General features: G+C 65.8%; 23 protein-coding genes and 1 pseudogene. 4 read left to right on the forward strand and 20 right to left on the reverse strand.

The genetic code is table 11. From position 1 onward, the window contains the following. Positions 1-17: 17 nt before the first annotated feature. The 20 genes and pseudogenes from ACM62G_RS26275 to ACM62G_RS26370 form a co-directional block, all read right to left on the reverse strand. Positions 18-427 (reverse strand): annotated as a pseudogene (locus tag ACM62G_RS26275) (TIGR03751 family conjugal transfer lipoprotein). After that, entirely contained in the window at positions 408-1874 is a 1467-nt protein-coding gene (locus ACM62G_RS26280; protein WP_419735948.1) for a TIGR03752 family integrating conjugative element protein, read from the reverse strand. Before ACM62G_RS26280 ends, ACM62G_RS26275 begins: the two are co-directional and overlap by 20 nt. After that, positions 1864-2730, reverse strand: a complete 867-nt coding sequence (locus tag ACM62G_RS26285; protein ID WP_419735949.1) for a TIGR03749 family integrating conjugative element protein — start codon at positions 2728-2730, stop codon at positions 1864-1866. The genes ACM62G_RS26280 and ACM62G_RS26285 overlap by 11 nt, the downstream gene beginning before the upstream one ends. After that, positions 2730-3398 carry a PFL_4703 family integrating conjugative element protein gene (locus tag ACM62G_RS26290; RefSeq protein ID WP_054058732.1) on the reverse strand — a complete coding sequence of 223 codons (669 nt, stop codon included), beginning with the start codon at positions 3396-3398 and terminating at the stop codon, positions 2730-2732. Before ACM62G_RS26290 ends, ACM62G_RS26285 begins: the two co-directional genes overlap by 1 nt. After that, positions 3395-3799 carry a TIGR03750 family conjugal transfer protein gene (locus ACM62G_RS26295; protein ID WP_054058731.1) on the reverse strand — a complete coding sequence of 135 codons (405 nt, stop codon included), beginning with the start codon at positions 3797-3799 and terminating at the stop codon, positions 3395-3397. The genes ACM62G_RS26290 and ACM62G_RS26295 overlap by 4 nt, the downstream gene beginning before the upstream one ends. 13 nt (positions 3800-3812) lie before the next feature. Then, positions 3813-4175 carry a TIGR03745 family integrating conjugative element membrane protein gene (locus tag ACM62G_RS26300; protein ID WP_054058730.1) on the reverse strand — a complete coding sequence of 121 codons (363 nt, stop codon included), beginning with the start codon at positions 4173-4175 and terminating at the stop codon, positions 3813-3815. Between the two features lie 37 nt (positions 4176-4212). Then, entirely contained in the window at positions 4213-4470 is a 258-nt protein-coding gene (locus tag ACM62G_RS26305) for a TIGR03758 family integrating conjugative element protein (protein ID WP_419735950.1), read from the reverse strand. Continuing rightward, positions 4448-4777 (reverse strand): RAQPRD family integrative conjugative element protein, encoded by a 330-nt coding sequence (locus ACM62G_RS26310; RefSeq protein WP_273822932.1) that lies wholly within the window; start codon positions 4775-4777, stop codon positions 4448-4450. Before ACM62G_RS26310 ends, ACM62G_RS26305 begins: the two co-directional genes overlap by 23 nt. A 102-nt stretch (positions 4778-4879) precedes the next feature. Beyond that, on the reverse strand, positions 4880-5575 hold the full coding sequence (locus tag ACM62G_RS26315; RefSeq protein ID WP_419735951.1) for a TIGR03747 family integrating conjugative element membrane protein: 696 nt from the start codon (positions 5573-5575) through the stop codon (positions 4880-4882). Between the two features lie 67 nt (positions 5576-5642). Then, positions 5643-5903 (reverse strand): hypothetical protein, encoded by a 261-nt coding sequence (locus tag ACM62G_RS26320; protein WP_054058727.1) that lies wholly within the window; start codon positions 5901-5903, stop codon positions 5643-5645. Positions 5904-5910: 7 nt separating this feature from the next. Next, positions 5911-6426, reverse strand: a complete 516-nt coding sequence (locus ACM62G_RS26325; RefSeq protein WP_054063215.1) for an integrating conjugative element protein — start codon at positions 6424-6426, stop codon at positions 5911-5913. Beyond that, the gene (locus ACM62G_RS26330; RefSeq protein WP_419735952.1) at positions 6423-6980 is read right to left on the reverse strand and encodes a lytic transglycosylase domain-containing protein; all 558 of its coding nucleotides are present in this window, start codon (positions 6978-6980) and stop codon (positions 6423-6425) included. Before ACM62G_RS26330 ends, ACM62G_RS26325 begins: the two co-directional genes overlap by 4 nt. Continuing rightward, positions 6977-7687 (reverse strand): TIGR03759 family integrating conjugative element protein, encoded by a 711-nt coding sequence (locus ACM62G_RS26335; protein ID WP_419735953.1) that lies wholly within the window; start codon positions 7685-7687, stop codon positions 6977-6979. The genes ACM62G_RS26330 and ACM62G_RS26335 overlap by 4 nt, the downstream gene beginning before the upstream one ends. Next, complete coding sequence (locus tag ACM62G_RS26340) at positions 7684-8367, reverse strand: hypothetical protein (RefSeq protein WP_419735954.1); 684 nt, start codon at positions 8365-8367, stop codon at positions 7684-7686. The genes ACM62G_RS26335 and ACM62G_RS26340 overlap by 4 nt, the downstream gene beginning before the upstream one ends. Next, complete coding sequence (locus ACM62G_RS26345) at positions 8364-8897, reverse strand: PilL N-terminal domain-containing protein (protein WP_419735955.1); 534 nt, start codon at positions 8895-8897, stop codon at positions 8364-8366. Before ACM62G_RS26345 ends, ACM62G_RS26340 begins: the two co-directional genes overlap by 4 nt. A 174-nt stretch (positions 8898-9071) precedes the next feature. After that, positions 9072-9377, reverse strand: coding sequence for a hypothetical protein (locus ACM62G_RS26350; protein WP_054060431.1), 306 nt, complete (start codon positions 9375-9377; stop codon positions 9072-9074). Between the two features lie 358 nt (positions 9378-9735). After that, entirely contained in the window at positions 9736-12105 is a 2370-nt protein-coding gene (locus ACM62G_RS26355) for a hypothetical protein (RefSeq protein ID WP_419735956.1), read from the reverse strand. A gap of 49 nt (positions 12106-12154) precedes the next feature. Continuing rightward, entirely contained in the window at positions 12155-12904 is a 750-nt protein-coding gene (locus ACM62G_RS26360; RefSeq protein WP_419735957.1) for an ABC transporter permease, read from the reverse strand. Positions 12905-12911: 7 nt separating this feature from the next. Further along, positions 12912-13901: an ABC transporter substrate-binding protein gene (locus ACM62G_RS26365; protein ID WP_054063221.1), complete on the reverse strand. Its 990-nt coding sequence runs from the start codon at positions 13899-13901 to the stop codon at positions 12912-12914. Positions 13902-13914: 13 nt separating this feature from the next. Then, the gene (locus tag ACM62G_RS26370) at positions 13915-14730 is read right to left on the reverse strand and encodes an ABC transporter ATP-binding protein (RefSeq protein WP_419735958.1); all 816 of its coding nucleotides are present in this window, start codon (positions 14728-14730) and stop codon (positions 13915-13917) included. Between the two features lie 143 nt (positions 14731-14873). On the opposite strand from ACM62G_RS26370, the gene ACM62G_RS26375 reads away from it, so the two are divergent. The 4 genes from ACM62G_RS26375 to chrA all read left to right on the forward strand — a co-directional run bounded on the left by ACM62G_RS26375 (position 14874) and on the right by chrA (position 18578). After that, positions 14874-15596: a GntR family transcriptional regulator gene (locus ACM62G_RS26375; protein ID WP_054060459.1), complete on the forward strand. Its 723-nt coding sequence runs from the start codon at positions 14874-14876 to the stop codon at positions 15594-15596. A 110-nt stretch (positions 15597-15706) separates the two neighbouring features. Beyond that, positions 15707-16198 carry a GNAT family N-acetyltransferase gene (locus ACM62G_RS26380; protein ID WP_054060460.1) on the forward strand — a complete coding sequence of 164 codons (492 nt, stop codon included), beginning with the start codon at positions 15707-15709 and terminating at the stop codon, positions 16196-16198. Between the two features lie 66 nt (positions 16199-16264). After that, complete coding sequence (locus tag ACM62G_RS26385; RefSeq protein WP_419735959.1) at positions 16265-17206, forward strand: chromate resistance protein ChrB domain-containing protein; 942 nt, start codon at positions 16265-16267, stop codon at positions 17204-17206. After that, positions 17199-18578: a chromate efflux transporter gene (gene chrA, locus ACM62G_RS26390; RefSeq protein ID WP_419735960.1), complete on the forward strand. Its 1380-nt coding sequence runs from the start codon at positions 17199-17201 to the stop codon at positions 18576-18578. Before ACM62G_RS26385 ends, chrA begins: the two co-directional genes overlap by 8 nt. Positions 18579-18698 lie beyond the last annotated feature (120 nt).

Here is an 18698-nt window from a genome sequence, read left to right on the forward strand (position 1 = left end):
TTTCTGCCTGGCTGGCATCAGTAGTCCTCCGTACGTTCGCCGGGCAAGGCGTACTGCACCCGTTGGTAGAGCGGAAATACCGTGCTGTAGCCCGGCACCGGTACCGGATCGGAGCCGGCGAGGTGCGGGAACACGTACAGGACCAGGTCCGGGTTGGGCAGGCGCCGGAACTGGCTGTGGATTTCGTTCCGGGCGGTTCGGGTATAGGCCGGCTGGTCGCCGGTGCGTTCTTCGAGTGGGCGGCGCAGGGTCTGACGGATCTCCTCAAGGTGATGGTCCAGGGGGGCTGACCGGATTGGCTGTCCCAGATATCGGCCATGGTCTGCGGGCCGTGGGGCAGCAACTGTTCCTTGTCCGTCGTGCAGCCACAGATGAACAGGGCGCCCAGCAGCAGGCCGGGCAGGGGCTTAATCGAGGGTATTGGCATGGCCTGTTCCTGCAAGTTGCCGCACCTGGCGGCCGAGGGTTTCGTAGTCGATCTCCAGTTGCCGGTCCAGATGCACGGCGACCTGGGCACCCGGCTGTACGTAGACCGCGGCAAAGGCCTGGCCATACAGCTTGTTGACCCAGTCGCCGACGTCTTTCACGCCGCCGGAGAGAATGCTGTTGAGCGCCGAAGGACCGGCTCCCACGGTGGCACCGCCGGGGGTGATCACGGTGCCGGTATCGGCCCTGTCGGCTTCGAGCAGTGCCGCCACACCGGCACCGGCCGCGGTGATCAGGCTTCTGCTGCCCAGGTACTGCTGGGCGTTGGAGCGCCGTTCGCCGGCGATGCAGGGCACCCCATAGGGGTCGCTGAGCCAGCCGATGCCACCCTGGATCCTGCCGGACGAGGGGTTGGCGGACGGGCTGCTGCCCTGTCGGCCGGTCAGTTTCTGCGGCGTTGGCAGGGTGCGGATGCGGCCGTCGTTGAAGACGAAGGTCAGGCTGACGATCTGCCCGCGTACGCAGGACAGAGTCCAGTCTCCGGCGGCGGTACCGCTGAGCACCGCTCCGGCGACGTCCGGCAGGTCGATGCCATTGGCGGTGAGGTTGTCCGCGCCGATCAGTACCTTGAACGGGTAGGGGTCATTGACCACGCCATCCACCGGAACCCGGCCAACCAGCGCGGTCATGGCGATGGAGCCGGTCAGGGTGCTGTTTTCGGGGAGGGTATAGACGCGGTTGACCGGCGCCGGGTCCTGGCCGCTGGTGAGGTTGCGACCGGTCACGCCAGTGTTCTCCTTGTGCTGGCTTTGGCCCGGGTCGATGGCTTCGCGCAACCTGTCGGGGAACTGCAGGCCCGCTGCCGGTTTGCCGGAGCCGGCAGGCACCGGCTTGCCCCGGGCATCGATGGCGGTGGCGTCCTGGGGTTCGGTCCAGACCAGATCGTCCTGGGCGAAGCGCGTTTCGTCGCCAGGTTCCAGGCCCAGGCCAATCGGCAGGTCGGAGTCTTGCCGGCCGATGAAGCGCGTCGACAGCCTGTCCTGCAGATCCTCCAGCAGGCTCTGTTTCTGTTGGGGACTCAGGTCCTGCCCGAGGCCTTGCGGTGTGCGTTCGAGCTCGGTGTTGAGAATCTTCTGGATACGCTGATCGAGATCGCCGTCGCGCTGGCGCAGCCGGGTATTTTCCTCCTGTTGGCTCTTGTTTTCCGATAGCAGGGCCTTGAGCTCCTCGCGCATGGCCTTGGTCTGGGCAACCAGGGTCGCGACCGTGTCGTGCGGGGTATCGCCATCGATGCCCAACTGTTTCATCTCCTCTGGAGTCAGGCGGTGTCCGCTCGGGTCGGAGCGGTCCCGTGTGGCGTCCTTGTCGGAACAGGCCCGGAGCAGGCCAAACAGCACCAGCAACACCAGGGGCAGGAGCAGCCATTTGAGCAGGGCATTACTTTTCATCGGCATTCCCGTGCTTGGCGTGGCGGCGAGGGCGCGCATCGATCGGACTGAGGCTGGGCAGCAGCGATTGGGCAAGGTCCCGTCCCCGTGTCACCAGGTAGACCACCGTCGTGTCGCTCGGCTGCCGCGCGGGGCCGAGGTAGGGGTGCTGGAAGGCGGCGCTGATGAAGTCGCCCTGCAGCTCGCGCGGATCAAGGGGCAGGGCGGTGCTGGCGAGGTTCTGCAAGCGGACGGCACTGACAATGTGCTCGTCCAGTTGCCAGGCGCCCAGCAGGCTCGCCGAGAGGGGCTGGCCGGGCAGCAGGCTCGACAGGTCCGGCGCATGCCGCAGCTTCATGGCGACCACTCCCGGCAAGGGTTCCACCGTACGTAGCGGGGCATAGAGGTTCTGCGCGGCATAACGGGTAAGGGTGACCGGTATCGGTGTCTCCCGTGGGGCAACGGTTTTGCCCGTCTGCGCATCGGCGTCCTTCACCGCAGGTGCGGCGTAACGCGTGGGCACTGCGGGCGCCTTGACGATCCGGATGGGCTCCAGGGCAGTCGCGCCCTGGGGGGCGCTGGCGGCGATATCGATCAGGATCAGTTCACCGCTCTGCACATCCTGCAGTTGCAGCCGGGTCGGCTCGATCGGCACGTTGGCGCGCAGGTACAGAGTGCCGCCGGTGCTCTGGATCCGCAGCTTGTCGCCCAGCGAGCGGGGCACGCCGACCCGCACGTTCCGGTCGATGAACAGCACCCGTTCCTGGCCGACCTGCAGCGGTACGGCCAGGGGCAGTCGCTCCCAGGTCATCAGTTCGACGCCGTGGGACGTGCCGATGCCCAGCCAGAGGGCGGCTAAAAGCAGTGAGCGGCGCATCAGTCGTCTCCTTTCCGAGGGTCGGTGCTGACGCCCGACGGCCAGGTGCTGATGCGCTGCGGGACGCCGTCGTAGCAGTCCAGGGCCAGGCCGAACGGATTCTTCTGCGGGTCGATATCCCGACGTACCACCTTGAGCGGGTAGCGCACGAAGCTCTGCTTCACTCGCTCGGAACCGTAGAACTCCTCGGTGGCGAGATCGAGATTGAGTACCCACCGGTCCCGCCCCAGCACCTTGACCCGCTGCTCCGGGGCCTGGCCGTAGCTGCGCTCGGGAATCTCGAAGACGCCACGGGTGCGGCTGCGCAATTCACCGGCGACCTGGCGCTGCTGGAAATCCTGCTCCAGCAGCGACTTGCACGCGGGTGTCAGGTAGGCGGAGAGCTTGTGGATGGCGCGCAGGTAGTCCTTCTCGCCGTCCGCGGGCCAGCGGTTGAGTTGCTGGAAGATATACAGCCCGAAGGTATAGACCGATTCCGGCGGTACCTCCCACCATTTGCGCGTGCTGCCCGAGCGCAGGTCCGGCGGGATGTTGATGGTCAGGTTCCGGGGTGCCTCCCACCAACCCAGGCCCAGCAACAGCGCCACCCCGAACAGCAGGCCGCAACTGGCGCGCAGGGAGGTGACGTGGGCCTGCAACCGACTCACTTCGTTCTTGAAATGGCTCATGGGCGAGGGCTCCGGCGCGTGCTCCACAGTCCCGAGCGGTTCACCAGGTCGTGGCCGCCGACCCAGGCGGCCGGTACCGCTGAGCGGGTTGCCAGGTACCACTGCAGGTAACGGTACAGCCAGGTCTGCGGCTTGCCGCGTTTATGGCGCCGCAACAGTCGGCCGCCGACGAACAGCCCCAGGCCCATGCACAGCACGATGCCCGAAGGCATCAACGCGATGCTCTGCAGCAGTATCGCCGCGACGGTACCGAGACCGGCGCCGACCAGGGCGGCGGCGATCAGGGTGATCCACATCTCGTCGGCGGTGAGCCCGAGCACGATGACGGGTTGGTGGTTGAGGCGCGAGGGCAGAAAACGAATGGTTCCGTCGGGCAGGCAATGATCCGGGTCGTGTGTCATCGCAGTCATCTCCTCACAGCACCTCGGTGCCCTTGGTCAGCAGCCAGATCACCACCACCAGCAACAGGGCGCCGACGCCGCAGGTGAGGCCGAACTGGCCCCAGGTCTTCCTGCCGTTCTGCACCTCGGAGTAACTGCTGTAGGCGTGGTAGGCCACGCCACAGAATGCGGCGGCGGCAATCGCCAGGGCGATCAGTGCGACGATGTCGTAGCCGTGGTTCTGCAGGGTCTGGATGATGCCGTTGCCCTCGCCGCGGCTGGGTGGTTGCAGCTCGGGCAGGGCGGCGAGGCCCGTACCGGGTGTCAGGGCCTTGCCGGCGGCCAGGCAGAGGGTGAAGGGACGGAACAGTTTCCTGAAGAGCGAGAGGATGGTCATCGGGGGCCTCCATGGCGTTGTCGAAATTTGCGCAAAATCACCGCAACAGCAGCAGGGTGAGCAGGATGTAGATCAGCAGCACCTTGATCGTCAGTCCGGCGAACCGGCCCTGGGATAGCTGGCCGCTCGCCCAGCCCCGGTAGGCGCAGGCGATCGCCCAGGCGGCGAAGATCAGGGCGACGGTCAGGGCCAGGCCGGTCAGCAGGCCGGCGCTCTCTTGCGGGGTGAAACCGCTCATGGCCTGGAAGGCACTGAGCTGCGAGGGGTCATGCTCATGGCGTCTCCCCGGCGGCACGGGTGTAGTGCCCGCTCGGCTCCGGCACGGCACGGGGCTGCGCCCGCGCTGGCGAGAGGTAGTGTTCGATGCCTTGGCGAATCAGCTCCAGGTCGGCGGAAAGCTGCGAATAGTCGAAGTTGAACCGGGCGTGCTCGTCAGTGGGCAGGGCGGCGTCGGTGTACACCTGCCGGGTCATGGTATCGAGCAGGCGCAACAGCCCGGCCAGACGGGTGCGCTCATGAGCCGTCGGCTCGGCCTGGGCCAGGCTGGTGGCCAGGCCGAGCAGCGCCAGGAGGTAGTACGGGTATTTCAAGGCAAGGGGCATACAGGCGTTCCGCTCGAAGAAAGTTCGCTGAGCGTGCCGCAGACGCTGGAGGGGAACAGCCGGAAAACAGGATCGGATGGCGTGGGTTTACGGCTCTGGCGCTTACAGATATTTCTTGAAGCTGCCGACCGAGATGCTCACCGCCAGACCCAGGGCCAGTGCCCCCGGCAGTGTCACCAGCAGCGGATTGACGCTGAACGGCAGCGCGGGGTAAATGATCCATGGCGCGACCCAGAGCGGCGCGATCAGCCGCTTGGCGCGGTGGTAGATGAACCCCGATTCCCTGCCGGCGCCAAAGCGCCGCAGGTCCCTGCGCACCAGGCCATCCACCACGGCGCCGAGGAGCACCATCAGCACCAGAGGCAGCGTCAGGGTCAGGATCAGTAGGCGCAGCAGAAAGGTCAGCACGGCATACACCGCCGCCAGGCCATAAGACTCGATGTGGGCATGGACCCGCCCCACATGGCTCCGTAGCCCCGAGCCGGGCTTGTCGTTCGAGCGGGCCGCTTCGCCCGACCGGCTGATCCAGTCGATCAGCCCGGTTCTCTCGAAGCACCATTCGTACACCTGCGTGATGATCCACTGGGCCGTCTGTTCGGGCTGCTCGAGCAGCAGGCTTGCGGGGTGTGCAGCGCAGATCCACGCCAACTCGCGGTCGAGCATGTCCCGCGAGCGCTGCCAGCCTTCTTCCGGCCAGAACAGCAACAGGCCGAACCACTCGCTCAGCACGCTGAAGAACAGCGCCACCAGCAGGATGCCGAACAGGCTGAAGGGCAGTTCCAGGATTTTGCCGAGCAATCCCTTTTCACGTGTTGATTGCGGGTGTCTGGCGGTGGGTGTGGTGCTTGGCACGGGCTCGCTTCCTTCAATGAATCGCCACTTCACGCAGCTCGAAGCAGAGCAGCAGTGTCCCGGCCAGCGGGTCGCGAACTTCGATCCCCCGGGGGCCGACCCACCTTGGGCTCAGGCCGTTGTCCTCCAGCAGGGGGTAGAGGGCCTGGCCATCGAGCATTCCCAACTGGGCGAGGCCGAGCAGATCGCTCAGTTCAGCGCAGATGGCCGGCACCGAGGCATGGGGCGCCCATACTGCGACGAAGCGCAATTCCACCCGGGTCGGCCACTTCATTGCGGCCTCATTGATCCAGGCCGGTTTCGGTCACCAGCACCGGGTAATGCTCGATACCCAGGCGCCGGGCGAGGTCATCGGCTGAGGCCGGGGCCATGTCCAGGCCCCTTGCGAGCAGGCGCAACTCGGCCAGAGCCGGCAGCCGTTGCACGTTGACCACCAGGCCGACCGCCTTGAGGTCGCGCAGTACCTCGACCCGTTCCCGCAGCCAGTGTCGCGACAGCTCGTCATCACCCACCAGAAAGATCGGCCGCAGGCCGGGGATGTTGTGGACGCGAGGTGCGATCCGTCCGGGTTTGAGGATGACGGAGCGGACCGGCAGCATGTCCGCCTCTGCGTAGGGGCTCACGCGCACGGTGGGCAGTTGCATGGCCTTACCCGGCCGTGGCGCTGCGGACAGGTTGAGTGAGCGGTAGTAGGCCAGCGCGGAGGTACCGCCCAGGTCCTCCACGACCTTAAGCTCAGCCTCGGTCGCAAAGGGAACCAGCAGCATCAGGGCGCCGAGAGAACGAAGGGGTTTCATGGGGTGTTCCTTCCTTGATCCAGTCCATGTGAAACGCGCGCCAGCTGGCGCGCGAAGGCCTTGCGATAGCGTTCGGCGGGCGCACCCCCGACGGGCCGGTGATAACGCCCGGCGGTGGTCACCCAATCGATGCCGGGCTCCTTGTGCTCCAGCAGCAGGTGGGTGACGACGCTCAGGTTGCGGTACGGGTCCAGCGCCTGGCAGGGGTGAGTGAAATGTTCGCCGTTCCAGCCCAGGTTGACCTGGCCGAGCCCGGCGTCCACCCGTTTGGCGCCGACCTCGTGGATCGCCAGCAGCAGGGCGCGGCAGGCTGATCGACGGTCGGCGAAGCGCCGGGCCTCGCCGGCGACATTCAGGGTCCAGGGCCAGGGTATCAGCCGGCCGCGCAGCCGGGCGCCACTCTCCTGCAGGGCCAGCGCGTACAGCACCTGTGCCGGCACCGGAGTGCCTTGCGTCGCCCAGCGGTAGGCCAGGGGGGGCGCCGCGGCGACCGGCAGGCTCAGCAGGCCGGCAACGGTCAGAACGCCCCACAGGCGCAGATGGCCCGGGCTCATTGCCGTCGCCATTGACCGTTCACCGGGCGCATCACGGCGGGAACGGGCCCGCTGTCGCCCAGGCGGGCCCAATGCCCGGCATCATGATTGAGGGTGATTTCCCGCCGCCGCACCTTCTGCGGATCGATGCCGGCCTGCCTGGCCCAGTCCCGTAGCAGGCTGTCGTTGCCGCCGTTGTCGAGCAGGTAGAGATCGAAGCGCTGGCCATCGCGTTGCAGCTGCCCGACGCGGGTGATGCAGCTTTGGCAGCCGGGTTTCACGAAAACGGCGAGCCGGCCGGCGGCCTCGACCGGTGAAGCCAGAGCGGCGTTGCCGATCAGGTTCACCGGCAACTGATCGGCGTACAGCCGTTTATAGGCCCTGTCGTAGGCCCTCTGGTAATCGAGCAGCTTCTGCAGGCGGGCGAATTCGGCCTGAGCCTGCATCTGCGCATAGCGCTCCTGCTCGGCGGAGTCCCGTGCTTCGATGCCAAGGGCCGTCAACGGGTCGAGTTGGGGGGAGTGCACACCCAGCGGGCCTTCCATCAGGCGACGATAACGCTGCCATTCTTCCTGTTTGAGCCCCCATTCGGCGGCGCGCTGCTGGTCGAGGGTGCTTTGCCGGTAGAGGCGATCTGACTCGGCCGTCTGAGTGACGGGTTGTGCCATGACCGGCACCGACAGGAGCAGACCGCTCAACAGCCACCCACATCGTTGTTCGTCCCTCATGGTATCGACACCGCCGTGGCAGATCCGTCAGGCTTGACCCAGTGGGCCTTTCCCGAATCCAGGGCGGTCAGGCGCCAGCCCTGGAACAGCATGCCGGGCCGCAGCAGGTGCACATCTCCCAGCCGTTGCAGGCCCTGGGGCAGGACCGCCAGAAATGCCTCGCCCGCCCGGGACTCAAGGCCCAGGAGGGTGAAGGGGGGCGGGCTGGGCTTGGCGCTCACGGGGTTTGTCTTACGAGCTTTCGGCCTGGTTGAGGCACCGGGTGGCGCAGCCGCGGCCGTCGGCGTGGCGGGGCAGGTCGAGGAACACTTTTCCACGGTGGCCTGGAGCATCAGCAAGGTGCCTTCGCTGTGCTGCAAGCGGGTGCTCATGGCCGTCAGGTCCGCGGCAAGGCTGTCGACGGTGCGAGTGGTCGTCTCCAGCGCGCCCAGGCGCTTGAGCAGCGAATGCTGCGCGTGCTGGAAGTCTTCCTTGAGCACGCCCTTGAAAGGCTGCATGCCTTCCAGTTCATGATCGATACGTTGCAATTGCTGTTGCAGGCTGTGTATCCGCTCGGCGGTCTGCCCTGCCTGCATCGCGTCCGAGAGGGTCGAGAGCCGGTCGGCGAAGAACACCGCACAACCCACCACCAGCAGCACCGTTGCTCCTTGTACCAGTGCACTGCGTGAAGGCCGTTTCATTCTCGGCCTCCGGCCAGCGACGTCGCGCTGAAGCAGATGCGCCTGGCGCGCTCGTCGATTTCCACCTGCCAGGCCGGCCCGGCCAGGGCCAGCAGGGCGTTGCCGACCGTGATCGGGCCCAGCCGGTAATGCGCGGCGGGCAGCGGGTGGGCATACAGCACTTGCACCCCCTCGGGCGCGGGGCACAGGCGATAACCCGAGCGGCGCAGGACATGGATCATGGCGTCCTGGACACTGGGGTTCAGGTGATCCGGTATGCGGATATCGATGACCTGGCGCAGCAGATCCAACTGGTCGGCCCGTGGCGCGGTGTTGACCAGGGTGTAGCGCGCCAGTCGCAGTGGCGGTGACAGCTCGGGCTGCAACGGACGGTCCCGGGACACAACCGGCAGCAGCGCCCCCGCAGAGTCACTGAGCCCGGTGGACGCAGGTGGCGGTTCTGGCGAGACGCAGCCGGTCAGCGCGATCGCCGCCAGCGGCACTGCAAGCGTTACAAGAGCGGCCAGGGGCCGGGTAGGGGAGCCATGCATCCAGGTGTCCTCACGCGGTGTTGAGCACAGGGTTGCAAACCTGCGAGACCGTCACCGTCAGGAAACTGGATTGCGATGCGCGTTATTTCAGGCGGCCTCTGACCGCGAACAGGAAAAAGCCCGCCGAAGCGGGCCTTTTCTTGAGGTTGTGCCCGGGGGCGAGAATCGCGACGGTCACCCGGGCCATTCTTCCTTGAGCGAAAGCAGCAGGTACGGCAGCCCGTTTTTCCTATTCAGCAGGCTGAGCACCAGTTGCAGACGGAACCGTTTCCCCTTGAGCGGGCACAGGTCGAAATGCACCTGCTCGGCCTCAGGTTGCCGGTTGTGGGCCTTGGCCGCTGCGCCAAGCAGCTCCCGCAGGCGGATTTCGAAGGTTGACCCCCGTTGGCCCCTGTAGTCCTTTACGGCTTTCTTCCATAGCCGCGGGGTCAGGATAAGGGCGTGCCTGAAGGTAGCGCCCGCCTGTTGCGGTTGGGACATATGACTTCTCCTGTTGGAGAGAAACCACCGGTCCCGACCGGGAGGTGATTTCCCGGTTGAGGTAACAAGACGATGCAGCAGGTCACACCCGTATGCTTGAGCGTCTGCCCTGGGCGGATGCAAGAGTCGGGGAGAACAGCGCAGTCACAGTGAGGCTTCCATCGACGGAGGTCGATCGGTCGCATGACTGGAAGCGCTGCGACCTGGAGGCGGACCCTACGCAATGGCGTATCGTAGCCCCTCGGATCCAAGCTACATCGGCATGGTGCTGAAGATGTCAGCGGTATGCCCCCACACAATGAATAATGCTGTGGGGGCTGTCAAAACCCGATCTGCTACAGGTTCTTTCGGGGCCACCTCAAAGTGTGACGAATAGCGCCGAGGTCCAGACCCGCGACTGGTCACGCTGGCGGGCGCTGATGAACAGCGGATGTTCACGGCCTTTTTCCAGGCTCAGCGAGTTCAGCTCGATCCGTCCCGCCACTTCGCGTGGTAGCGGCGCCTCGCTGATCTGTTCCAGCGAAACCTGCAGCTCGGCACCCGACAACGGCTTGACGAACGAGCCGCTGGCCAGCAGTTCCTCGCCGCTCAGGTGCAGCGTCACCGTCGGGACATGCACGTGCGCAGGCGGTGTGAGCGGGTCGCCGACCTTGACGTAACCATCGATCCGCAACTGCACGTTGAGGTGGGCGCCGGCCAACTGGGAAATGTCGATTTCCAGGCTGTCGGTGTCGCCGTTGGTGTCGGTCTTCAGGGCCAGGGTGGTGGCGTCCTTGCGCCAGGCCACCTGTTCGGGGTGGTCGGCACCGATGAAGCGGAAGGCGTTGATGGTTGCGCCGGTGAGGCTGATCTCGCCCGTCCAGTAGGCGCCGCGGTAGCGGTCCTTGATCCGTGCACCGCCCAGGCGCAGACGGATCCGCCGTGGCGACAGGCCGGCCTCTGCATGCAGGTTGCGCGACCAGATGCGCTGTTCGCCACGGAACAGTTCGATCTGTTCCCAGCCGGCGTCGCCCAACAGCCGGTAATCCAGGGCGGTTTCACCGTTGACCGTCAGCACATCGCCCATCAGGTGCTCGCCCAGGCGCAACACCGCCAGGCTGCGTTCGCCGGTGGTCGCGAAGGTGTGGCGGGCACGCAGGGCCCGGCCGACGCCGGCCCGGTCGAAGCTCTCGGCGATCACGCCGGTCAGGCCGCCGCGCGAACCGAACACCGCCGTGGCCGGTACACCGCCGCCGCAGCGGCCCTGGTGCTCGTCGCTGTTGGCCGCGGCACCGACCCGGTAGCCGCGCTGCAGCGCTTCGGCGTAGACCCAGTGGAACTGGCCCCAGGCCGAGCCGACTTCCACCAGGCGCTCCAGTTCGGGGTGGTGCCAGTCGAGGTTGCAACGTCGACCACCGACGTGGGGCATCATCAGGTGGCCTTCCGGGTTGTGCGCGTAGGCCGCGTACAGCTCATCCACCGGCCAGGCACCGGGCTTGATGGTGCCGGCGGTGAACTCGTTCCATTCGAAGGACCGCACCAGGCGTCCCTGGGCATCGAACGGGAACTGCGGCTTGCCCTCGTGGAGGAACACCACGTTGCGGTCGCCGCCGGCGCAGGAGTTGCCGCACCACTCGGTACCCGGATAGCAGACGAAACGCCCCGGCTCGTTGAGTTCGTGGATCAGCTTGACTGCCGCATCCCAGCGCTGCTCGGTGATGTTGAAATCGTTGGCGGTATAGCCGAGCACATCGAGGCCGGCGACATCACGACCGTAGCTGAGGTTGTACAGGGTGTCGTTGGTGCCCACGGTGTCATCGGAATGCACGTGCAGGTCGGCATACAGTGGCCGCAGCGTGCCGAGTGCCGCATCGACATTGACGAACGCCGAGCCGGGTTGCACGCCGGCCTGCCCGGTGACGGCCTGGATCGACCATTCGCCCTGCGCCGTCAATTCGATGGTCGGCACCCGCAGGATCGCCCAGCCTTCGCCGGCCAGGGTGAAGGGCAGGCGCCGGATCTGCTGCGCAGGCCCGGCCAGCGTGAGTTCGCCGGTCAGTGGTGTGTGTCGGCAGGTGTTGCCCCAGGCGTCGTCCGCGCGTACCAGGAGGTCGAACGGCTGGCCTTCGCCGACCAGGCGCGGGGCGATCACCTGCAGTCGCTCCGGTGCACCGGGAATGATGTCCAGCAGCAGGTCGCCCGGTACTTCGGCGAACTTGGAACTGCCCAGTGGGTCGATGAACAGGCGCAGGCGGAAGTCCTTTTCGACGAAACTCTGCACGCGGGTGCCGGCACCTCCCTGGCGGCGGTCGCCGAGGCGGATGATGATGCGGTCGCCGGGGTTGAGATAGCCGTCGACGATGTCGATCAGGATGGCCTTCTGGAAGGGCCGCTCATGGCCCTTCTGGTCGAAGCGCACCTTCAGGTGCTGCACCGTGGCCGGGCTCTGGCCCGGCACCAGGTCACCGGCCTGGTACTCGGCGCTGACATAGTTGGCCGCCGTCGGGTCGGAGGTCTGGAACAGCGCCCAGTCCGAGTAGAACTTGAACGCCAGCTTGAGCCAGGCGCCGTCGGCCAGGCCGCTGGCACCGACCTCGTAGACGAAAGTGATCTCGTCCCACTGGCCGGCCACCAGGGTCTGGCGGTCGCACTGGATGCTGCCGAGGAAGGGGCGTGCCTTGTTGCGTTCGTAGAGCCCGCTGGGGGCGATGTACGGGCCGGCGTCACGGGGATCGAAGGTCTGGCTCACGGGAATACCTCGTTGGAAATCGCAAACGTGATGGGAACGGCGGGGCGCCTCAGGCGGCCCGCCAGGATTGGTAGTGACGTTCGAGCCGGCGGAACACCAGGCTTTCCATCAGCCAGGCGAGCAGGCCGATGATGACGATGCCCAGCAGCACCTGGCTGCTGTTGCCGATCTGGCCGCCCATGGAGACCATCCAGCCGATGCCCTGGGAAGCGCCGATCATTTCGGCGGCCACCAGCGCGCGCCAGCCCTGGCTGAAGCCGATGCGCAGCGCGGCGGTGAGAAACGGCAGCGACGCCGGCAGGTAGATGTGCAGCAGCAGTTGCAGCGCAGTGGCGCCGAGGGTCCGGGCCGCGCGGACTTCGCCGTCGCGGATGCCCAGTACGCCCTCCTGCAGGGTGACGATCATCGGGAACACGGCGGCGATGAAGATCACCAGCATGATCGAGAAGAACCCGAGGCCGAAGATGATCAGGATCAGCGGTGCCCAGGCGATCGGCGGGATCGCCATGAACAGGCTGTTGAGCGGCGCGACGAACTCGCGCAGGCGCCGCGACAGGCCGGCGGCAGTGCCGACCAGCACTGCGACGATCACCGCGCTGGCGAAACCGACCAGTTCCTCCAGGGCGCTGGCGCGGAACTGCTTCCACAGCGAGCCGTCGTCGATCCAGCGCAGCGCCTCGGCGGCGACCACCCAGGGTTGTGGCAGCACGTAGCTGGGGAAACGGCTGGCCAGGACGATCCAGACCAGCAGCAGAAAGGGCAGCGAGGCCCAGCCCCAATGGGGTCTTGGCAATTTCATCGGCGGCTCAACGGGAGGCTTTCTGCAGGTAGGAGGTGTCCACCAGGTCCTTCAGGGGCACCGTGGTGTTCATGAATTTGAGCGCGTTGGAGTAAGCCATCAGGCGCTCGATGAATCGCTGGTCGGCGTCGCTCAGTTCGGCCGACCAGCCCAGGCGCTTGCGCGCTTCGGCGACGATGGCCCGGCCGTCGGCCTGGGTGCCGTCGGGGCGCTGCACCGGCTCGAGGCGGAACGCGTCGGCGATGATCGCGTTGGATTCGCTCGGGTGCTCGTTGAGGTAGGCAATGGCCCGGCGGTGGGCGCGCAGCAGTTTCACCACGTCCTCGGGACGCTCACGCAGGGTTTGCGGCAGGCCGATGACCACGTACCACGGGTATTGCGGCAGGGCCTGGTTCACATCCAGCAGCAGGCGGGCCGAGCCGCGCAGCAGGGCCTGGCTGACGAAGGGTTCCCAGGAGAAGGCGGCGTCGACGAGGCTGCGGTCGAGGGCGGCGTTCATGTTGCCTGGCGGCATGTCGACGATGTCCAGGTCACTGTCCGGATTCAGCCCGGCGCGCTCGCCGAGCACGTAGCCGCGCAGCAGCACGTCCATGCCGCTGCCTTTCTTCACGCCGGCCAGCTTGTGGCCCTTGAGCCCGGCCAGGTCGTGGATCTGGCTGTGGGCACCGGCCAGCACGGCGGCCTGGCCATAGTTGACCTTGGCCAGGATCACGCTCTTCAAACCCCGCGTATACCACTGGTACACCGGCGGTGCGCCGACGTAGGCGACGTCCAGCTCGTGGGCCGCCAGGGCCTGCTGGATCACCGGGCCGTCGCCGAGGGCCTTGATGTCGACGTCCAGTCCTTCGTCACGGTAGTAGCCGAGCTTGTCGGCGATCAGTACGGGGGCGTTGGCCATGGCGAACACGTAGCCGATGCGCAGCGGTTCGGCGGCCTGGGCCGGGGCCAGCCAGGAGGTCGCCGCCAGGGCGACCGGCAGAAGCAGTTTCTTGATCATGTCGGGCTCGTTGTCAGTGGGTGGAGTCGATGCGCAGGGGGGGAGCGGCCATGACCTCGCTGATGCGCGTCATCAGGTCATTGCGGTAGTCGAGAAACTCGGGCAACCGGCGGGTCTCGAGGTTGCTGCGCGGGCGCGGCAGGCCGATGGCCAGCTCGCTGTGAATGCCGCCGGGGGCAATGTTCATGACCACCACGCGATCGGCGAGAAACACCGCCTCGTCGATGTCGTGGGTAATGAACAGCACGGTCTGGCCCAGTGTGGCCCACAGGCGCAGGGTTTCCTCGTTCATCGCCGCGCGGGTGATCGCGTCGAGGGCGGCGAACGGCTCGTCCATCAACAGCACCTCGGGCTCCAGCACCAGGGCCCGGGCCAGCGAGACGCGTTGCTGCATGCCGCCGGAGAGCTGACGCGGCAACTGCCGTGCGGCGTGCTCCAGGCCGACCAGACGCAGGTATTTCAGGGCCTGCTGGCGTTGCTGTGCCGCGTCGCCACGACCGGCGAGCTTGAGCCCGAAGCGCACGTTCTCCAGGGCGCTGAGCCAGGGAAACAGCTGCGGGCTCTGGAACACGTAGCCCAGCCTGGGCAGCTCCGGCCGGGTCGGCAGGCCGTTGACCAGCACCTGGCCGGCCTTCGGTTTCTGGAAGCCCGACAGCAGGTTCAGCAGGGTGGTCTTGCCGCAGCCCGAGGGCCCGAGAATGGCGACGAACTCACCAGGGCGAGCGCGCAGGTTCAGCCCCTTGAACACGGCATGGCCGTTCGGGTAGGCGAATTCGACATCCCGAACGTTGAGGGCATCGGGGGGCAGGTAAAGTTCGGCATGGGACATGGCAAGCGGCACCGAGTCATCTAGAATAGGCAATGCTTGGAATAATACGTATTAATACAAGTTGTCCCAAGACTAAATGGTCATAACCTTAGAAGCGAAGCGCCATCACCGTGCTTCATTCATTCCAACGGATCGGTAATCACGTGACTCTCCAGCGAGCAAGCGCCACCTCTCTCTACGAACAGATCGTCCAGCAACTGCTGCACGAGATTCAGCAAGGGCATTACGGTACCGACGGCAAGCTGCCGTCCGAAGCGGAGTTGATGGCACGTTTCGCCGTCAGCCGGGTGACCATCCGCCTGGCCCTCGGCAAGCTGGAAGAGGACGGCGTGGTGGAGCGCAAGCAGGGCAAGGGCACCTTCGTTGCCGCGCAGCAGGTTCGGCACAATCTGGATGCGCTGCGCAGTTTCCATGAGTCGTTGCTGCTGCAAGGGCTGCAGCCGACGATGAGCATGCTCGGGCATGAGCGCATCCCGGTGCCCGATGAATTGCGTAGCCTGTTCGAGGGCCATTGCGTGAAGGTCGAGCGCCTGCACTGGGTCGATCAGGAGCCAATCGCCTATGCCTGTAGCTATCTGACGGATGAACTGCGCGAGGTCGATTGGCAGGAGATGGCGCAGGTGCCGTTGTACTCGGTGCTCGAACGCACCACCGGGCGGGCGGTGATCCGCGCCGACATGGCCATCCGTGCCCGCGAAGCGGACAAGACCCTGGCCGCGCACCTGGGCGTCAAGCGCGGCACGGCCCTGCTGGTGATGGAGCGCACCTCCTGGTTCGACGATGACCGCTGCTGCGATCGCACGACCTTCTTCATCCGGCCCGAGCGTTATGCGTTCGTGCTCAGTGGGGTGTTCAAGAGCCGGTGACAGGACGGCGGGCTCCCCTGTCCAGGCGCGGTGCAACAAGGCTTGAAGCCAGGTGGGCGTCGAGGCTGATACCATTGCGCGATCATTGGTTCACTGTCTGGAACACCTTCATGAGCACCCCGTATTTCCGCCAACCCGTCGCCCAGGACGCCGAGCGCTGCTACGAGATCGAGATCGGCGCCTACGAGGGCGACGAAGCCGCCACCCTGGAAAAGATCCGCACCCGGATCGTGCAGTACCCGCAGGGTTTCCTGATTCTCGAGGTCGATGGCGGCATCGTCGGTTTCATCAACAGCGGCTGCGCCCATGAAGTGGTGATGTCCGACGAGGCGTTCAAGGAACTGGTCGGTCATGATCCCGTGGCACCCAATGTGGTGATCATGTCGGTGGTGGTCGACCCCGCCCACCAAGGCAAGGGCTACGCCAAGGTGCTGATGAACGAGTTCATCGCGCGCATGAAATCGCAGGGCAAGCAGACCATCCACCTGATGTGCAAGGAACAGCACGTCGAGCTGTACCGCAAGATGGGCTATGAGTACGTACGACCGTCGCCATCGGATCACGGTGGGATGGCCTGGCATGAGATGGTCATGTCGCTCTGAGTGGCTTGTAGAACTGGAGTAGCATGGTAGAGTAGAGTTAATAACAAATTATGTTTGAGGCTCTACATGAAAAGTTGGCTGCTTCTCGTGCTGGGGCTGCCTACCGCAAATTCGACCGAGCGCATGCGGGCCTGGCGGGCGCTCAAGGCGTGTGGCGCCAGCGTGCTGCGCGATGGGGTGTACCTGTTGCCCGAGCAGGCGGCTGGCCGGGAGGCGCTGGAGTCGGTAGAGCGTGAGGTCCTGTCCATCAACGGCACCGCGTACCTGTTGCGGGTCGATGACGACGGCGAGCGGTTTTTTCCGCTATTCGACCGCAGTGACGAGTACGCCAAACTGCGCGAGCAGATCGCGGCCTGTCAGCACGAGCTGACTTGCGACAACGCCCTGCAGACCGCCCGGCAGGTGCGCAAGCTGCGCAAGGCCTTCGCGCAGATCGGCACGATCGACTTCTTCCCCACGCAAGCCCGGCAACAGACTGATGAAACCCTGCAAGGGCTGGAAACGGCGATCAGCCGCACGCTGTCGGCGGACGAGCCCAGTCGTGGTGACGAAACGCTTCGCCTGTTGGCCATCGCGGACTTCCAAGGTCGCCGTTGGGCAACTCGCAAGCGACCGTGGGTGGACCGGCTGGCCAGCGCTTGGCTGATTCGCCGTTTCATCGACCGAAGCGGTGAGATTCTCTGGCTGGACACCCCCAGCGATTGCCCGGCCGACGCGCTGGGCTTCGACTTCGATGGGGCGACCTTCAGCCACGTCGCGGAGCGTGTCACCTTCGAAAACCTGCTGGCCAGTTTCCAGCTGGATGACCCTGCGCTGAAGCGCATCGCGGCGCTCGTTCACTATCTCGATGTGGGCGGCCAGCAGCCGGCCGAAGCGCCCGGTATCGAGCGGGTGCTGGCGGGGTTGCGCGAGAGCCTGGTTGACGATGACCAATTGCTGCTGGCCGCGAGCGGCATCTTCGACGGCCTTCTGGTTGCTTTTGCAAACGACGAGAAAAACCATGACTGACTCCCCTGTACGCGCCGCCGGGCAGGCGGCCGAGGCAAGGCCGCCCGTGAGCCTGTTCGAAGCCTTCCTGTTCTGGTTGAAGCTGGGCTTCATCAGCTTCGGCGGCCCCGCCGGACAGATCTCGATCATGCACCAGGAACTGGTCGAGCGCCGCCGCTGGATCAGCGAGCGGCGCTTCCTGCATGCCCTCAACTACTGCATGTTGCTGCCGGGGCCGGAGGCGCAACAGCTCGCCACCTATATCGGCTGGCTGATGCATCGCACCTGGGGCGGGGTGATCGCCGGGGCACTGTTCGTGCTGCCGTCGTTGTTCATCCTGATCGCCCTGGCCTGGATCTACGTGGCGTTCGGTGAGCTGCCGGTCGTTGCCGGCCTCTTCTACGGCATCAAGCCCGCCGTGACCGCCATCGTGCTGCAGGCCGCCCACCGCATCGGTTCGAGGGCGCTGAAGAACGCCTGGTTGTGGGCCATCGCCGCGGCGGCCTTTGTTGCGATCTTCGCCCTCGATGTGCCATTCCCGGCCATTGTCCTGGTGGCGGCGCTGGTGGGGTACCTGGGCGGCCGTTTCCTCCCGGACACGTTCGTCATCGGCGGTGGACATGCCGCGGCGAAGTCGAGCCATGGTCCGGCGTTGATCGACGATGACACGCCCACCCCCGAACATGCGCGCTTTCGCTGGGCGCACCTGCTGCGCCTGTTGGTGATCGGCGCGGCGCTCTGGGCGTTGCCCATGGGGCTCTTGGCCGCCGCATTCGGCTGGCAGGGGACGCTGACGCAAATGGGCTGGTTCTTTACCAAGGCCTCCTTGCTGACCTTCGGGGGGGCCTACGCGGTGCTGCCTTATGTTTATCAGGGCGCGGTCGGCCACTATGGCTGGCTGTCGCCGACCCAGATGATAGACGGCCTGGCCCTGGGCGAAACCACGCCGGGGCCGTTGATCATGGTAGTGGCGTTCGTCGGTTTCCTCGGTGGCTACCTGCAGCCGATGTTTGGCGCCGACCAGCCGTTTCTCGCCGGTGCGGTCGCCGCCAGCCTGGTCACCTGGTTCACGTTCCTGCCGTCGTTCCTGTTCATCCTGGCCGGTGGCCCGTTGGTGGAGTCCACCCACAATGAGCTGAAATTCACCGCGCCGTTGACCGCCATTACCGCGGCGGTAGTCGGGGTGATCGTCAACCTGGCGCTGTTCTTCGCCTACCACGTGTTCTGGCCGGACGGCATCGAGCACCATACCGACTGGCCGTCACTGATCATCTGCGTGGCGGCGGCCGTGGCCTTGTTCAGGTTCAAGCGTGGGGTGATTCAGGTGTTATTGGGGTGTGGCCTGGTCGGCATGCTGGTCTATCTGGTGCGGCATGGGCTGCTGGCTGGTTGAACGGTCCTGCGCTGAATGTGCAGCGACCCTAGTGACCGCCGTAGGCACGCACAGTATTCTCCCACGCCGATGGTTCGTAGGAAACCGACTTAATCTCGGAAGGCCATTTCGTCTCTTTAC

This window comes from Pseudomonas sp. COR18 (genome assembly GCF_048568395.1).
Taxonomy (GTDB): domain Bacteria; phylum Pseudomonadota; class Gammaproteobacteria; order Pseudomonadales; family Pseudomonadaceae; genus Aquipseudomonas; species Aquipseudomonas fuscovaginae_B.

What these genes read in the sequence shown, in the direction of transcription:
- ACM62G_RS26370 (WP_419735958.1), bottom strand. Translation starts at nt 14,730, where the DNA reads ATGTCCCATGCCGAACTTTACCTGCCCCCCGATGCCCTCAACGTTCGG.
- ACM62G_RS26345 (WP_419735955.1), bottom strand. Translation starts at nt 8,897, where the DNA reads ATGCATGGCTCCCCTACCCGGCCCCTGGCCGCTCTTGTAACGCTTGCA.
- ACM62G_RS26285 (WP_419735949.1), bottom strand. Translation starts at nt 2,730, where the DNA reads ATGCGCCGCTCACTGCTTTTAGCCGCCCTCTGGCTGGGCATCGGCACG.
- ACM62G_RS26340 (WP_419735954.1), bottom strand. Translation starts at nt 8,367, where the DNA reads ATGAAACGGCCTTCACGCAGTGCACTGGTACAAGGAGCAACGGTGCTG.
- ACM62G_RS26310 (WP_273822932.1), bottom strand. Translation starts at nt 4,777, where the DNA reads ATGCCCCTTGCCTTGAAATACCCGTACTACCTCCTGGCGCTGCTCGGC.
- ACM62G_RS26335 (WP_419735953.1), bottom strand. Translation starts at nt 7,687, where the DNA reads ATGAGGGACGAACAACGATGTGGGTGGCTGTTGAGCGGTCTGCTCCTG.
- ACM62G_RS26325 (WP_054063215.1), bottom strand. Translation starts at nt 6,426, where the DNA reads ATGAAACCCCTTCGTTCTCTCGGCGCCCTGATGCTGCTGGTTCCCTTT.
- ACM62G_RS26380 (WP_054060460.1), top strand. Translation starts at nt 15,707, where the DNA reads ATGAGCACCCCGTATTTCCGCCAACCCGTCGCCCAGGACGCCGAGCGC.
- chrA (WP_419735960.1), top strand. Translation starts at nt 17,199, where the DNA reads ATGACTGACTCCCCTGTACGCGCCGCCGGGCAGGCGGCCGAGGCAAGG.
- ACM62G_RS26290 (WP_054058732.1), bottom strand. Translation starts at nt 3,398, where the DNA reads ATGAGCCATTTCAAGAACGAAGTGAGTCGGTTGCAGGCCCACGTCACC.
- ACM62G_RS26385 (WP_419735959.1), top strand. Translation starts at nt 16,265, where the DNA reads ATGAAAAGTTGGCTGCTTCTCGTGCTGGGGCTGCCTACCGCAAATTCG.
- ACM62G_RS26330 (WP_419735952.1), bottom strand. Translation starts at nt 6,980, where the DNA reads ATGAGCCCGGGCCATCTGCGCCTGTGGGGCGTTCTGACCGTTGCCGGC.
- ACM62G_RS26350 (WP_054060431.1), bottom strand. Translation starts at nt 9,377, where the DNA reads ATGTCCCAACCGCAACAGGCGGGCGCTACCTTCAGGCACGCCCTTATC.
- ACM62G_RS26360 (WP_419735957.1), bottom strand. Translation starts at nt 12,904, where the DNA reads ATGAAATTGCCAAGACCCCATTGGGGCTGGGCCTCGCTGCCCTTTCTG.
- ACM62G_RS26280 (WP_419735948.1), bottom strand. Translation starts at nt 1,874, where the DNA reads ATGAAAAGTAATGCCCTGCTCAAATGGCTGCTCCTGCCCCTGGTGTTG.
- ACM62G_RS26320 (WP_054058727.1), bottom strand. Translation starts at nt 5,903, where the DNA reads ATGAAGTGGCCGACCCGGGTGGAATTGCGCTTCGTCGCAGTATGGGCG.
- ACM62G_RS26365 (WP_054063221.1), bottom strand. Translation starts at nt 13,901, where the DNA reads ATGATCAAGAAACTGCTTCTGCCGGTCGCCCTGGCGGCGACCTCCTGG.
- ACM62G_RS26300 (WP_054058730.1), bottom strand. Translation starts at nt 4,175, where the DNA reads ATGACCATCCTCTCGCTCTTCAGGAAACTGTTCCGTCCCTTCACCCTC.
- ACM62G_RS26295 (WP_054058731.1), bottom strand. Translation starts at nt 3,799, where the DNA reads ATGACACACGACCCGGATCATTGCCTGCCCGACGGAACCATTCGTTTT.